The 13,101-nt window shown below is 72.3% G+C and carries 14 protein-coding genes and 1 tRNA gene; 8 read left to right on the top strand and 7 right to left on the bottom strand.

All coding sequences use genetic code 11. The annotated features are described in order from the left end of the window. Positions 1-23: 23 nt before the first annotated feature. From BJK06_RS17360 to BJK06_RS17335, 6 genes are read right to left on the bottom strand one after another with little or no spacing between them, the layout of a single operon-like run. Positions 24-677 (bottom strand): TetR/AcrR family transcriptional regulator, encoded by a 654-nt coding sequence (locus tag BJK06_RS17360; RefSeq protein WP_258027664.1) that lies wholly within the window; start codon positions 675-677, stop codon positions 24-26. Then, positions 674-2,713 carry a CocE/NonD family hydrolase gene (locus tag BJK06_RS17355; protein ID WP_070418935.1) on the bottom strand — a complete coding sequence of 680 codons (2,040 nt, stop codon included), beginning with the start codon at positions 2,711-2,713 and terminating at the stop codon, positions 674-676. Before BJK06_RS17355 ends, BJK06_RS17360 begins: the two co-directional genes overlap by 4 nt. After that, on the bottom strand, positions 2,710-4,506 hold the full coding sequence (locus BJK06_RS17350) for an ABC transporter ATP-binding protein (protein ID WP_070418934.1): 1,797 nt from the start codon (positions 4,504-4,506) through the stop codon (positions 2,710-2,712). The genes BJK06_RS17355 and BJK06_RS17350 overlap by 4 nt, the downstream gene beginning before the upstream one ends. After that, complete coding sequence (locus tag BJK06_RS17345; protein WP_070418933.1) at positions 4,503-5,381, bottom strand: ABC transporter permease; 879 nt, start codon at positions 5,379-5,381, stop codon at positions 4,503-4,505. Before BJK06_RS17345 ends, BJK06_RS17350 begins: the two co-directional genes overlap by 4 nt. Next, positions 5,378-6,412 (bottom strand): ABC transporter permease, encoded by a 1,035-nt coding sequence (locus tag BJK06_RS17340; protein WP_070418932.1) that lies wholly within the window; start codon positions 6,410-6,412, stop codon positions 5,378-5,380. The genes BJK06_RS17345 and BJK06_RS17340 overlap by 4 nt, the downstream gene beginning before the upstream one ends. Next, positions 6,409-8,010 carry an ABC transporter substrate-binding protein gene (locus BJK06_RS17335; RefSeq protein ID WP_070418931.1) on the bottom strand — a complete coding sequence of 534 codons (1,602 nt, stop codon included), beginning with the start codon at positions 8,008-8,010 and terminating at the stop codon, positions 6,409-6,411. Before BJK06_RS17335 ends, BJK06_RS17340 begins: the two co-directional genes overlap by 4 nt. A gap of 256 nt (positions 8,011-8,266) precedes the next feature. Here BJK06_RS17335 and BJK06_RS17330 point away from each other — a divergent pair, with 256 nt between their 5' ends. The 3 genes from BJK06_RS17330 to BJK06_RS17320 are packed head-to-tail and all read left to right on the top strand — an operon-like array spanning position 8,267 to position 9,893. Beyond that, positions 8,267-8,860 (top strand): molybdopterin-dependent oxidoreductase, encoded by a 594-nt coding sequence (locus tag BJK06_RS17330; RefSeq protein WP_070418930.1) that lies wholly within the window; start codon positions 8,267-8,269, stop codon positions 8,858-8,860. Further along, complete coding sequence (locus BJK06_RS17325) at positions 8,857-9,642, top strand: FAD-binding oxidoreductase (RefSeq protein ID WP_258027663.1); 786 nt, start codon at positions 8,857-8,859, stop codon at positions 9,640-9,642. Before BJK06_RS17330 ends, BJK06_RS17325 begins: the two co-directional genes overlap by 4 nt. Beyond that, positions 9,639-9,893 carry a DUF6510 family protein gene (locus BJK06_RS17320; protein ID WP_070418929.1) on the top strand — a complete coding sequence of 85 codons (255 nt, stop codon included), beginning with the start codon at positions 9,639-9,641 and terminating at the stop codon, positions 9,891-9,893. The genes BJK06_RS17325 and BJK06_RS17320 overlap by 4 nt, the downstream gene beginning before the upstream one ends. A gap of 290 nt (positions 9,894-10,183) precedes the next feature. On the opposite strand, the gene BJK06_RS17315 is transcribed toward BJK06_RS17320, so the two are convergent. Beyond that, positions 10,184-10,255 (bottom strand) — tRNA-Gly (locus BJK06_RS17315). Positions 10,256-10,297: 42 nt separating this feature from the next. On the opposite strand from BJK06_RS17315, the gene BJK06_RS17310 reads away from it, so the two are divergent. The 5 genes from BJK06_RS17310 to BJK06_RS17290 all read left to right on the top strand — a co-directional run bounded on the left by BJK06_RS17310 (position 10,298) and on the right by BJK06_RS17290 (position 13,021). Beyond that, the gene (locus BJK06_RS17310) at positions 10,298-10,507 is read left to right on the top strand and encodes a hypothetical protein (RefSeq protein ID WP_070418928.1); all 210 of its coding nucleotides are present in this window, start codon (positions 10,298-10,300) and stop codon (positions 10,505-10,507) included. A gap of 3 nt (positions 10,508-10,510) precedes the next feature. Continuing rightward, positions 10,511-10,987: a DinB family protein gene (locus tag BJK06_RS17305; RefSeq protein ID WP_070418927.1), complete on the top strand. Its 477-nt coding sequence runs from the start codon at positions 10,511-10,513 to the stop codon at positions 10,985-10,987. A 69-nt stretch (positions 10,988-11,056) separates the two neighbouring features. Beyond that, the gene (locus BJK06_RS17300; RefSeq protein WP_070418926.1) at positions 11,057-11,509 is read left to right on the top strand and encodes a hypothetical protein; all 453 of its coding nucleotides are present in this window, start codon (positions 11,057-11,059) and stop codon (positions 11,507-11,509) included. An 87-nt stretch (positions 11,510-11,596) separates the two neighbouring features. Then, a complete protein-coding gene (locus tag BJK06_RS17295) occupies positions 11,597-12,295 on the top strand; it encodes a GAF and ANTAR domain-containing protein (protein ID WP_083295359.1) in 699 nt (232 codons plus the stop codon). Between the two features lie 12 nt (positions 12,296-12,307). Further along, a complete protein-coding gene (locus BJK06_RS17290) occupies positions 12,308-13,021 on the top strand; it encodes a GAF and ANTAR domain-containing protein (protein WP_070418924.1) in 714 nt (237 codons plus the stop codon). Positions 13,022-13,101: the final 80 nt, after the last annotated feature.

Here is a 13,101-nt window from a genome sequence, read left to right as displayed (position 1 = left end):
ACGGTAAGGCAAGCCTTACCTCATCACAAGGGCGTCGCGGCGGTTCCCCCGATACGCGCAGGTGCCACACCGAGTTCGTGGGCGAGGAAGGTCCACATCCAGGACAGGGCGACCGTGTTCGTCAGGTCCGGCACCCCCTGCGCGATCTGCGTCGCCACCCCGTCGCTGTACGCCGCGAGCTTGAGCGCCACGACCTCGGGCGACTCCGCGGGCGTGAACTCCCCCGCCTGGACGCCCCGACGGACGACCCGGACCAGGCAGGCCTCCCACACTCGGATCCGCTCGGCGTACTCCGCAGCGACCTCGGGCCGCCGCACGACCGCCGTCCAGTAGTCCGACCAGATCCGCCAGTGCTGCCGCACCTGCTCGGTGTCCCCGAAGAGCGGTTCCACGAGCATGCGGATGCCGGCGACGGGGTCCGGCTCCGCGTCGACCGCGGCGACGATCGCCCCGTAGAAGCGCTCCGTCTCGAGCACGACGACCTCGTTGAGGATCTCCGCGACGCTGCCGAAGTGGTACGTGACGGTCCCGACCGAGACGTCCGCCTCGGCGGCGATGTCCCGCAGGCCCGTCGCCCCGACGCCGTTCCGGACGATCACGGCACGTGCCGCCTCGACGATCATCGCCCGCCGGACCTCGGGACGCTGCCGGACCCGTGTCTGCTCCGGCCCGCTCACGCCGAGGTCCTCGGCACCTCGTCGACGAACGTGTGCTCGGCGACGAGCACCTCGGCGACGTCGGGACCACCGTCCCGGGCCCAGGCCCGCACGGTGTTCCGGACGTGGAAGGCGTCGGCGTCCGCGGTGACCTCGGAGGCGGTCTCGAGCCGTGCGGCCCACTCCGGCTTCGCCAGGCCGATCGACCAGCGGGACGTCGCGCTGGCACTGGTCGGGTCGTCGGACCGGATGCGGTAGGTCTCGCGGGCCTCCTCGCTGAAGACGAGCCCGTCCGGGTACACACGTCCGCCGCCGTACCCGGGGTCGACGTCGAGCGTCCACTCCCCCGACTCGACGTCGTGCGTGACGGTGCGCTGCGGCAGGACCTCGGTCGGCGCGACCCGTTCGATCGCGAGCGGCTCGGAGCGCTCCGGCTGCTCGAACCGCACGCCGTCGTCGGTGGCGCGGGTCCACACCGGGAGCTCGACCTGCGAGCCGGCGGGGTCGATCGTGACGGTCGGTGCGACGCCGTGCGGCCAGACCCACGGCCAGTACGACGTCGACACGGCGATCCGGAGCCGGTGTCCCGCGGCGAACCGGTGACCGGTCGACACGAGCCGGACGGGCAGCGACGCCGCGGCGCCGGGTTCGAGCGGGTCGTCCCGGTCCATCCCGTCGCGCTTCGCGGCGTTGAGCACACCCCGGGTGACGAGGGTCGACGACCCGTCCGGCGCGACGTCGCACAGGCGCACGGTCACGGTGGCCCGGGGTTGATCGCTCGTCACGGCGAGGTGCACGAGGACGGTGCCGAGCACGTCGACCGGCTCGTCGAGCGGCAGGTCGAAGCAGACCGAGCGGCCGTCCTCGGCGCGCTGGTCCGGCGGCAGGTCGGTGGCGTTGCCGAACGGGAAGAAGCGTCCGGCGTCGGCACCGGTGTGCTGCGGCGACCGGACGACGACCGCGCCGTCCGCGCCGCCGCGGAACCCGGCGAGGGGAACCGTGCGGGACACGGTGGCGGACGACGGCCAGGCCTCGGCACCGACCCACCGGCCGCGGCGCGTCTCGTAGTACGTCGCCGGCGGCTCGCCCTCGTTGATCCAGGCCCGGAGCGCGGGCTCCTGCTCGACGCCGGTGTCGACCCCGCGCAGCCAGCGGTCCCACCACCGCAGGGTCTCCTGCAGGAAGCCGATCGACGGCCCGGGCGCGAGCCCCCGGTCGGGGTACTGGTGCGACCACGGTCCGACGATCCCCTTGACCGGGGCGTCCACGTTGGCGACGAGCCGGAGCACGGCGTCGCGGTACGGGTCGGCCCAGCCGCCGACCGCGAGGACCGCGGCGCCGATCTTCCCGTAGTCCTCCGCAGCGCTGCCGTGCCGCCAGTAGTCGTCGCGCTCCTGGTGGGACAGCCACACGGGCGTCATCGGGCGGTTCGCGTCGAGGCGGTCACGCCACCGGTCGACCCAGCCGGAGCCGACCACCTCGGGCCGCGGCGGCCGCGAGTTGAACGCGAACATCGTCGCACCCCACGCCGCCATGTCGATCCCGAGCACCGCACCGCCGACGTAGTGCACGTCGTTGTCGTACCGGTCGTCGGTCGAGCACACCGTCACGATCGCCTTGAGGGCCTCAGGTGCCCGGGCCGCGAGCTGCAGCGCGTTGAACCCGCCCCACGAGATGCCGAACATCCCGACGGCGCCCGTCGACCACTCCTGTGCGGCGAGCCACGCGATCACGGCCTCGCCGTCGCGGAGTTCCTGCTCGCTGTACTCATCGTCGAAGAACCCGTCCGACGAGCCGGTCCCGCGGATGTCCACCCGCACCGAGGCGTACCCGTGCTGCGCGTACCAGGGGTGCCGCTCGGAGTCCCGCGGCGCGGTCCAGTCGTCGAGCCGGTAGGGCAGGTACTCGAGCAGCACCGGCACGGGGCCGTCGGGTGCCGCCGGGGACCAGATCCTCGTGTGCAACCGGACGCCGTCGGGCATCGGGATCCACTCGTCGCGGACGGTCACGCCGTCGGGCAGGGCCGGGTCCACCCCGAGTGCGGTGAAGCCGGTCATGCGTCCTCCCAGTTCCGGGTCAGGTGTCCGTCGCCGCGGTCGGTCCACCCCGGAGCCTCGCGCCACCGCGGCACGCCGTCGCCGACGTCGGGCAGCTCGGTGCTGCCGGGTTCGAGCGTCGCCGCGAGGAGCGTCGCCGTGTACGGGTGGTTCGGGCCGCCGAACACGGCCTCGGTCGGGCCGATCTCGACGATCCGGCCGCCGGTCATCACGGCGACGCGATCGGCCACACCCCGCACCACCGCGAGGTCGTGGCTGATGAACAGGCAACTCAGCCCGCGCTCGCGCTGCAGGTCGGCGAGCTGCGCGAGGATTCCCGCCTGTACCTGCACGTCGAGCGCGGTCGTGATCTCGTCGGCGATGACCAGGCGCGGCTCGGCGGCGAGGGCCCGGGCGATCCCGACACGCTGCCGCTGCCCGCCGGAGAGCTGCGCCGGCAGCCGGTCCGCGAACTCCGGCCCGAGGCCGACCTGGGAGAGCAGTTCCCCGACCCGCTCGCGCGACGAGAAACCGGTGAACAGCTTCAGCGGCCGCGCGATGGCGGCCCCGACGGTCCGGCGGGGGTTCAGCGAGGTGTCGGCGTTCTGGAACACGAGTTGCACCGCACGACGGAGGTCCGGAGACCGTTCGGCGATCGGCTCGCGCAGGTCGCCGCTCACGGTCCCGTCGTCGAACGAGAACGTGCCCGACTCGGCCGGGACCAGGCCGGCCAGGGCCGTCGCGAGCGTCGACTTGCCGCTGCCGGACTCCCCCACGACGGCGAGCGTCTCGCGCGGCGCGATCGTGAACGAGACGCCGTCGACGGCGGCCGGCAGGCCGCGTCCGTAGCGGATCACCAGGTCCTCGGCGGTGACGACGGGACGGACGAGCGGTTCTGGGCCCACGCCGCCGGTTCCGGCGCGACGCGCCAGCGGCGGGCCGGCCGTGCCGGTGGGGAGACCAACGGTCCGGCCGGCCCTGGAGGCGACCGTCGCCGAGACGGTCGCCGTCTCGGGCACGTGGTCCGTTCCTCCTGGTCGGCGCCCGTCCGGCACCGCGGCCAGCAGGGCACGCGTGTACTCGTGCTGCGGGGCGGCGAAGAGCGCGGCCGTCTCGGCGTGCTCGACGACCTCGCCGTCGCGCATCACGGCGATCTCGTCGGCCATCGCGGACACGACGCCGAGGTCGTGGCTGACGAGCAGGACGGCCATGCCGAGCTCGCGGCCGAGGTCGGCGACGAGGTCGAGCACGGCGGCCTGCGTGACCACGTCGAGGGCGGTGGTGGGTTCGTCGAGGACCAGCACGCGGGGGCGCGCGGCCACGGCCATCGCGATCGCGACGCGCTGCTGCTGCCCGCCGGAGAGCTGGTGCGGGTACCGGCGGACGATCGTCTCCGGCGACGGCAGCCGCACGAGCCGGACGAGCTCGAGCACGCGCTCGGGGCCGTCGGGCTCGCCGTGGGCGCGGAGGGCCTCGCGGATCTGCTCGCCGACGCGCATCGACGGCGTGAGTGCCTGTCCGGCGTTCTGCGCGACCACCGACGCGGTGCCGCCACGGAGCGCCCGTCGGCCGGCCGGCGAGAGGGCGAAGACGTCCTCGCCGTCGACGTGCACCGTGCCGTGCTCGATGCGCGACCCGGTCCGGAGGTGCGCGAGCAGGGTGCGGGCGACGGTGGACTTGCCGCTGCCGGACTCGCCGACGAGCCCGAGGGTCCGGCCCGCCTCGATGGCGAACGAGACACCGCGGACGACCGGCACGGAGCGCTTGCCGGCGGCGTACGAGATCGCGAGGCGGTCGACCTGGACGATGCTCACGCGCTGACTCCCTTCGTCGCGCGGTCGACACCGAGCGACTTGCTCAGCCCGTCGGCCGCGAGGTTGAGGCCGACCACCAGGGTCGCGAGCGCCACGATGGGCGCGAGCGTGCCGAGGGGCACGACCGTGAGGGCGGTCCGGTTCTCCTGGACCATGAGCCCCCAGTCCGGTGTCGGCGGGTTCGCACCGAAGCCGAGGAACGACAGCGACGCCACGAGCAGCACGATCCAGGAGGCGCGCATCGCGTACTCGACGAGGACCACGTCGAGGACGTTCGGCAGGATCTCGCGGAACACGATGGACAGGGAGCGTTCGCCCCGGGCGCGCGCGGCCGTGACGTAGTCCTGCGTGATCACCGTCCGCGCCGCGCCGCGCACCACCCGGGTCACGGCGGGCGCGTAGACGATGGTCACGGCGAGGACGATCACCCAGAGCCCGGCGTCGAACACGGTGACGACGACGAGGAGCGCGAGGATCGACGGCACGCTGAGCAGGGCGTCCACGATCCGCATGACGACCTCGTCGAACCAGTTGTCGGCGTACGCGGTGACGCAGCCGAGGACGGTACCGACCGCCACGGCGATCGTCGTCGCCAGGAAGGTCACGAGCAGGGCGTAGCGGCCGCCGTTGAGCGTCCGGGACAGGATGTCGCGGCCGTACTGGTCGGTGCCGAGCCAGTGCGTCCACGTCGGGCCGGCGAGCACGTCGGCGGAGTTCGTCGCGACCGGGTCGTGGCCGGCGATGACGGGGGCGAGGACGGCGAGCACGAGGTGCAGCGCGATCAGGCCGAGGCCGATGCTCAACGCGGTGGAGCTGCGCAGGGGGGCGACGGCTGCGCCGATGACGTTCCGGGAACGCGGGGCGATGGCGGTCATGCTGCTGCCTTCCGGGCGGGGCGTGTACCGGTGCGGCTCCGGGTGCGCGCCCGTCGCTGTCGTGTTCGGAGCTTCGGGTCGAGCACCAGCGCGACGAGGTCGGCCGCGAGGTTGCACACGACGTAGACGAGTGCGCTGAGGAGCGCGATCGCCTCGATCGTCGGCAGGTCGCGGTTGAAGACGGACTCGAGCATGAGCTTGCCCATGCCCGGGTAGTTGAAGACGTTCTCGACGACGACCACGCCGCCGAGCAGCCAGGCCACGTTGAGCGCGACGACGTTGAGCGTCGGCAGGAGCGCGCTCGGGACCGCGTGCTTCCAGACGACCCGGCGCATCGTCAGGCCCTTCAGCTCCGCGGTGGTCACGAACTCGGACGCCATCACGTCGATCGTCGAGGAACGGGCGGTCCGGACGATGTACGCGGCCATCGCCAGGGTCAGCACGATGATCGGCAGCCAGATCGTCGGCAGGAGCTCGCCGACCGTGGCGTCGCTGCCGCGCAGGACGACGGCGGGGAAGAGCGGCAGCCCGATCGCGAAGAGCAGCACGAGCACGGTGGCGACCATGAACTCCGGCACGCTCATCACGACGAGGCTGACGATCGAGATCACCCGGTCGGACGCACGGCCGCGGCGGACCCCGGCGATGACGCCGAGCGCGAGGGACAGTGTGACGCCCACGACCATCGCGGGGACGGCGATGAGCATGCTGTTGCGGAACGCCGTGAACAGCGTCGGTGCGACCGGCTCCCCGCTGACGAGCGAGGTGCCGAAGTCGCCGTGCACCGCCCCGGCGAGCCACTGCAGGTACCGGAGCCAGACGTTCTGGTCGAGGCCGAGCGACTCCCGGAGCTGCTTGACGGCGTCGGGTGTGGCGTTCTGCCCGAGCAGCTGCTGCGCGACGTCGCCCGGCAGCGCCTGCACGGCGAGGAACACGAACAGCGAGGCGAGCACCACCGTGAGCACGGCAATGCCGAGCCGACGGAGGACGGGGACGAGGACGTCCGACGGCTTGTTCGTGGTCGTCGTCATCGTCGCAGTCCGATCCGGAGGTAGTCGAACTCGAAGCCGTACTCCGAGTAGTTCACGACGTCGCGGGACAGCCCGACCAGGCGGTCGCCGAACATCGGGGTCATGTCCGCGCCGTCCTCGACCACGAGCCGCTGGGCGTCCTGGTACAGGGTCAGTCGCTTCGCGTCGTCCATCTCGGCGCGGGCGTCGTCGAGCAGCCCGTCGAACCGCTCGTTCGACCACGCGCTCTCGTTGTACGACGAACCGGACCGGAATATCTGGTTGAGCAGCTGGTCGATCGGACGGCCGGTGAACCAGTAGCTCACCATGAGCGGCTTCTGCATCCAGATCTGCGTGTAGTACGAGTCCGAGCTGGCGTTCTTCACCGTCAGGCGGATACCCGCGTCCGCGACGGCGTCGCGGTAGGCGACGGCCATCGGGGTGAAGACCGACTCGTAGCTCGACGTGTAGATGGACGCGCGGAGGTCCGACCGACCGGCGGCCTTGAGCAGCGCCTTCGCCTTGTCGGGGTCGTACTCGCGGTGGTCGTCCACGAAGGCGGCGAGCTGCGGCGGCACGGGGTTGTCCCAGCCCGGCGACCCGGTGCCCTGCAGGGCGGTGTCGACGATCGTGCGCGGGTCGTAGGCGAGCTTCATCGCCTGGCGGACCCGCGGGTCGCGGAACTCCTCGGAGGTGGCGAGCATCGGGATCGTGTACCACTGCGCGTTCTTCGAGCGGGCGATGGTCGCACGATCGGAGGCGGCGACGACCCGAGCCGTCGCGAAGTCGAGGTTCGTCTGCGAGATGAGGTCGATCTGCCCCGCGAGCAGGGCGTTCACCCGGGCGGTGGTGTCCTGGATCGAGTAGAAGTCGATGCCGTCCAACGCGGGGCGGCCGGCGAAGTGGTCGTCGAACGCCTCGACGCTGCCGGCACCCGCCGGAGTGAAGGACGACAGGCGGAACGGCCCGGTGCCGATGCCCGTCCGGCCGATGTCGGCGATCGCCCCGGCCGGCACGATGTAGCACTGGTACGCGGTGAGCAGCGACGGGAACTCCGCGTTCGGCTTCGTGAGGGCGAACCGCAGCGTGTACGGGTCGACGGCCGTCATCGAGCGGGCGTCCATCACCTCGCCGAGCACTCCGGCCTGCGGGCTGCCGGTCTTCTCGTCGAGGATGTGCCGGATGCTCGCGATCGCGTCGTCGGCGGAGAAGCGCGACCCGTCGTGGAAGCGCACGCCCCGGCGGAGGCGGAAGGTCCACTCCGTGCCGTCCTGGTTCGCCGACCACTCCTCGGCGAGGTCGGGCACGGTCCGGCCCTGCTGGTCGAGCTTGACGAGCCGGTTGTAGAGCGCGCCGAGGTACTCGTACGCGGACAGGGAGCTCGCGGAGTCGAGGGTCTCGGCGGCCGACGCGGCGGGTCGGGCGATCCGGAGTCGACCGCCGCTCCGGGCGGTGCCGGTGGCCGCGGCCTCGGGAAGGTCGGTGGTGCCGGCCGAGGCGCCGGAGCTGCACCCGGTCAGCGTCAGCAGGCCGAGGCCGGCGAGTCCGGCGGCGCCGGTGAGGAGCGCACGACGGCTCGGGCCGCGGGCGTTCCGGGGTTCGGGGACGATGGGCTGCATTCGGGGTGACCCCTCCTGGTAATCGTTCCGGTGAACGATAGAGGGCGGATCGTCCCCGGCCAAGCCCGACGCGACGGACGCCGGTCGCCCACACGGGGCCCCGATCCGCACGGTGACCGCGATCGAGCGGTCACCCGCAGCCGCACCAGAGGCACGGGAACGTTTACCAACCCGTTACACGAGCGCCTGTGCGAGGCGGGATGATCGACCAGAGCGGCGCCCGCGTGGTCGCCGGACACGCGACCGAGGAGCACCGATGGCGACGTTCACCCGAGGCTTCGGCGGTCGCCGTGACGACCGCGACGACCCGCGCATCCCACCGGGTCAGACGCTCGTCCGCGACTGGCCCGTGCTGTCGGCCGGCGCCACCCCCGAGATCGAACCGTCCGACTGGAGCTTCTCGATCCGCACCGAGTCCGGCCTGCACAGCTGGACCTGGGACGAGGTGCAGGCGCTCGGCGTCGAGGACGTCACCGTCGACATCCACTGCGTGACGCACTGGACGAAGCTCGACATGCCGTGGCGCGGTGTCCCGCTCGACCGGCTGTTCGCCGACGTCGAGACCTCGCTGGACTACTGCATGGTGCACAGCTTCGGCGGGTACACGACGAACGTGCCGCTCGACGAGCTCCTCGACGGGCAGGCGTGGATCGCGTTCGAGGCCGACGGCGAACCGCTCACCCCCGAGCACGGCGGTCCCGCACGCCTGCTGGTCCCCCACCTGTACTTCTGGAAGAGCGCGAAGTGGGTGCGCGGCATCGTCATGCAGTCCGACGACGAACCCGGCTTCTGGGAGAACGCGGGCTACAACCTGCACGGCGACCCGTGGAAGGAAGAGCGGTACTGGTGAGCGCGGTGGAGGGCCTGGAGGAGCGGATCACCCCACCGACGTCGGCTGCGGTCCGGCGGCGGCCGGCCTGGCACGCCGCGACGGTCGCCGCCGTCTCCCCCGAGACCCCGAACGCCAGGCGGATCGTCCTGGACGTCCCGACGTGGCCGGGCAACGACCCCGGCCAGCACCTCGACCTGCGCCTCACCGCCGAGGACGGGTACCAGGCATCACGCTCCTACTCGATCGCCTCCTCCGGCGCGACGACGTCGGTCGTGCTCGCGGTCGACCGGGTCGAGGGCGGCGAGGTCTCGCCCTTCCTGGTGGACGCCGTCGAGGTCGGGGACGCACTCGAGGTGCACGGACCGCTCGGCGGGTGGTTCGTCTGGCGCCCGGGCGTGTCGGAGCGGCCGGTGCAGCTCATCGCCGGCGGTTCGGGGATCGTCCCGCTCGCTGCCGTCGCCGGCGCGCACGCCGACGCCGGTGACGCCGCACCGTTCCGGCTCCTCTACGCCGTGCGCACGCCGGAGGACGTGTTCTTCCGCACCGAGCTCGCCCGTGCCGAGGCCGCCGGGGTCGACACCACCGTCGTGTACAGCCGCCGTGCCCCGGACGGTGCCGCGGTCTCGGCCGGCCGACTCACCCGGGACGCCCTGGCCGCAGCGGTGTTCCCGCCGGACGCCGGGGCCCTCGTCTACGTCTGCGGGTCGACGCCGTTCGTCGAACAGGTGCTGACGTGGCTCGGCGAGCTCGGGCACGACACGACCGACGTCCGCGCCGAACGGTTCGGAGGCAGCGCATGACCGTGCTCGACGGCAACGCGTTGGCCGGGCTGCTCATCGGGTTCCTCGGCTCGGACCCCACGGTGGCCGCGCTCCGGTGCTCGGGGTGCAGGACGGTCGGGGCGCTCGCGGGCACCCGGGTGCACGCCAGCCCGATGGGCTTCGTCGCGCGGTGCCCGCACTGCGACGACGTGCTCGTCACGGTCGTCGATGCTCCGGGCGGACCGTGGGTCGGCATCCCTGGTGCACGGGTCGCGCTCGACGCCGACTGAGAACGTCCGTCCGGGCGGAGTGCAAACGACACGCCGAGCATGTGCGAGGGGATGCGGGATCCGTGCGGGAAACCGCACGGTCCGGGATCCGACCCATCCGGACGGGGCACCGCTCCGGATCACCCGATGGGCGCCGACCGGACCACCCATCCGCCGGCGCTCGAGTGGGCACGGTGGCCCGCGCGTCCGAGGGGCGCGGGCACCCGAAGCCTGCGCCCCACGGAGCGGATCCGGCCACCAGCCCGGACGACGAAGGCCCCGGTCGAGTGACCGGGGCCTTCGCAGTTCCGAGCGGATGACGAGATTCGAACTCGCGACCCTCACCTTGGCAAGGTGATGCGCTACCACTGCGCCACATCCGCGTACACGAGAACACTACCAGGCCGAGGGAGTTCGATCACACCATGAGCTACGTGCACGACAACCCCGGCGGTACCGAGGCCCACGGTGTGGACCTCGTCGACGGAGACGAACCAGCGGCGCGGATCCTCGTGCACGGCGACCTGCCGACGACGATCGAGCACGAGGGTCGGACCTGGCTGTCCTCCGGCGAGAGCCACGACGACGGTGACGACCAGGCGCCCCCGATCGCGATCTACCGGCCGGTCGGCTGAGCAGTGACCACCGCTCTGGAGGACGTCGTCGCCCTCTTCGAGTACGCCACCACGCGCCTCCTGGACCGCGTCGCGGGACTGAGCGACGACGAGTGGGCCTGGGAGCCGATCGGGGATGATCCGCGCGTGTCGATCCGCTGGCGGCTCGACCACATCGCCGAGACGCTCGACGAACCGCGCAACCGGGAGTTCCTCGGCGCCGGACCGTCCGGCGAGGCGGCACCCGTCCCCGCGGCGTCGGCGGATGCGGCAGTCACCGCCGTCCGCGACGCCGCCGCCCGCTTCGCCGCGCTGGCCCGTGGGCTCGGCGACTCGGCGTCCGAGCCCCTCGGTCCGGTCGCGGGTCCGTACGGCGCCGACAGTCGGCTCTCGTTCGTCCTGCACGTCGTCGACGAGCTGGTGCACCACGCCGCCGAGGTCGCGCTGCTCCGCGACCTCCACGCCGGCTGGGAGCGTGCACATCGGGTGGCCCCACACTGACGGCACGGTGTCACCAGGGTGGACCGCGGAACCCCTCGGTCACCCTGGGGAACCGCCGAGGGAGACCCCATGACGAACCCATCCGAGGCGGCCACGACACCCCTCGCACTCACGAGCGTGGTGGCCTCCGGCCTCCCCACTGAACTCGGCAGCCCCGCGGCAGCGGAGTACTACGACGTCCCGGCAGTCTTCAACCGTCGACCAGACGCCACCGAGACCACGGCGCTACGCGGTGCCGACGGACACGCCCGGCTCGCCGCAGCCGGGTACCCCGACGTGACGCTCGACGTCCAGGACCGCCGCCTGGTGATCGGGCACACGAACCTCGGGCAGCTCGAACGCGGCCTCGCCACCGCCGTCGCGACGATCGTCGACACCGTCAGCCGCGCGTCGCTGGCCGAGAAGGAGGTCGCGCGGGACGCCGCACGGGCCGACTTCGACGACCGCACGGCCCGGGCGCAGGACGTGACACGGGCAGCGGAACGCATCCGCTTCGTCCCGGACGCAGCACGGGTGCACTAGGGTCTCGGAAAACGGACAATGCATCGACGGCCGGATGGACCGTGCGACGGATCGCACGACGGCGGACGACCGAGAACGGTGTCACCCATGGATCAATTCGCTGCTGCAGCGGCCGCCATGCAGGCCGCGCCGGAGGGTACCGACCTGTGCCCGCCCTTCCTCGCCACCCTCCCCGTGACGAGCGTCGGCATCTCGACGCTCGGCGACCCGTTGGGCTCGATGACGGTGTGCGCGAGTGACGCGATGGCGGAGCGGGTCGACGAGATCCAACTCGACCTCGGCGAGGGACCCTGCTGGCAGGCGCTCGAGACCCGACGCCCCGTCCTCGAGGCCGATCTCACCGCCACGACGACCGCGACCTGGCCCGTCGCACTCGAGGAACTCCTCCGGGCCGGGGTCGGTGCGCTCTTCTCCTTCCCGATGCGCATCGGCACGATCCCCGTCGGCGCCGTCGACCTCACGGTCGGCGAGGAACGGACACTGACCCGCGGGCAGGTCCAGGGGGCGATCGAGTTGAGCACGGTCGCCGCGCGGCGTGTCCTCCGGGACGCCCTGCTCGCCGCTGCCGCCGACGGGCGCGCGGACATGGAACCCGGACGATACTCGAGGCGGGAGGTGCACCAGGCCACCGGCATGGTCGCAGCCCAGCTCGGCGTCAGCGTCCAGGACGCCCTGCTCGTCTTGCAGGCCCACGCGTACGCCACCGAACGCACCGTCCGCGACGTCGCCGCGGACATCATCGAACGCCGACTCGACCTCGCCCGGCCGTACGGTTCCGAGACCTAGGGAGTACGAACCATGGCACCGACCCGCGAGCACCGACTCGTCGACACCTTCGTCGCCCTGACCGACATCCTCGTCGACGACTACGACGTGGTCGAACTCCTGCAGAACCTCGTCGACAGCGTCGTCGACATCTTCGACGCGTCCGCCGCCGGCATCCTGCTCGTCAACCAGTCACAGGAGCTCGAGGTCCTCGCGTCCACGAGCGACCGGTCGAGCTTCCTCGGACTGCTGCAGCTCGACGCCGGCGAGGGCCCCTGCGTGGAGTGCTTCGCCACCGGGCGCCCGGTGTCGGTGCGCGACCACGCCGAGATGGAACGTCGGTGGCCGACGTTCGCCGCGGCCTCGGCCGAGTCCGGCTACGCCTCGGTCCACGCCATCCCGATGCGGCTCCGCGACACCACGCTCGGGTCGCTCAACCTGTTCCGCGAGACCGAGGGCGCCCTGAACCGCGAAGACGCCCTCGCCGCCCAGGCGCTCACGGACGTGGCCACGATCAGCATCCTGCAGCAGCGGTCGCTCGAACACGCCAACCTGGCGCAGCAGCAGCTCCAGCGCGCGCTCGACAGCCGGATCGTCATCGAGCAGGCGAAGGGCTTCCTCGCCCAGACGCACCGGATCGACATGGACCAGGCCTTCGCGAAGCTGCGCGCCCACGCGCGGTCCAACCAGGAGCTGCTCGCCGACGTCGCGCGCGCGGTCGTGGAGCGGCGACTCGTCATCCCCTGAGCCGCGCAGGTCGCTCCGCGTAGCGTGCAGGACACCACGTAGCCCCGGTCCCCGGTTACCGCGTCACCGCTGCACCCAGG

The organism is Curtobacterium sp. BH-2-1-1, from assembly GCF_001806325.1.
Classification (GTDB): Bacteria; Actinomycetota; Actinomycetes; order Actinomycetales; family Microbacteriaceae; genus Curtobacterium.
The sequence above is the reverse complement of the archived record's forward strand: the minus strand, read 5'-3'. Positions and strand labels throughout refer to the sequence as shown.

What these genes read in the sequence shown, in the direction of transcription:
- BJK06_RS17355 (WP_070418935.1), bottom strand. Translation starts at nt 2,713, where the DNA reads ATGACCGGCTTCACCGCACTCGGGGTGGACCCGGCCCTGCCCGACGGC.
- BJK06_RS17345 (WP_070418933.1), bottom strand. Translation starts at nt 5,381, where the DNA reads ATGACCGCCATCGCCCCGCGTTCCCGGAACGTCATCGGCGCAGCCGTC.
- BJK06_RS17340 (WP_070418932.1), bottom strand. Translation starts at nt 6,412, where the DNA reads ATGACGACGACCACGAACAAGCCGTCGGACGTCCTCGTCCCCGTCCTC.
- BJK06_RS17335 (WP_070418931.1), bottom strand. Translation starts at nt 8,010, where the DNA reads ATGCAGCCCATCGTCCCCGAACCCCGGAACGCCCGCGGCCCGAGCCGT.
- BJK06_RS17330 (WP_070418930.1), top strand. Translation starts at nt 8,267, where the DNA reads ATGGCGACGTTCACCCGAGGCTTCGGCGGTCGCCGTGACGACCGCGAC.
- BJK06_RS17320 (WP_070418929.1), top strand. Translation starts at nt 9,639, where the DNA reads ATGACCGTGCTCGACGGCAACGCGTTGGCCGGGCTGCTCATCGGGTTC.
- BJK06_RS17310 (WP_070418928.1), top strand. Translation starts at nt 10,298, where the DNA reads ATGAGCTACGTGCACGACAACCCCGGCGGTACCGAGGCCCACGGTGTG.
- BJK06_RS17300 (WP_070418926.1), top strand. Translation starts at nt 11,057, where the DNA reads ATGACGAACCCATCCGAGGCGGCCACGACACCCCTCGCACTCACGAGC.
- BJK06_RS17295 (WP_083295359.1), top strand. Translation starts at nt 11,597, where the DNA reads ATGGATCAATTCGCTGCTGCAGCGGCCGCCATGCAGGCCGCGCCGGAG.
- BJK06_RS17290 (WP_070418924.1), top strand. Translation starts at nt 12,308, where the DNA reads ATGGCACCGACCCGCGAGCACCGACTCGTCGACACCTTCGTCGCCCTG.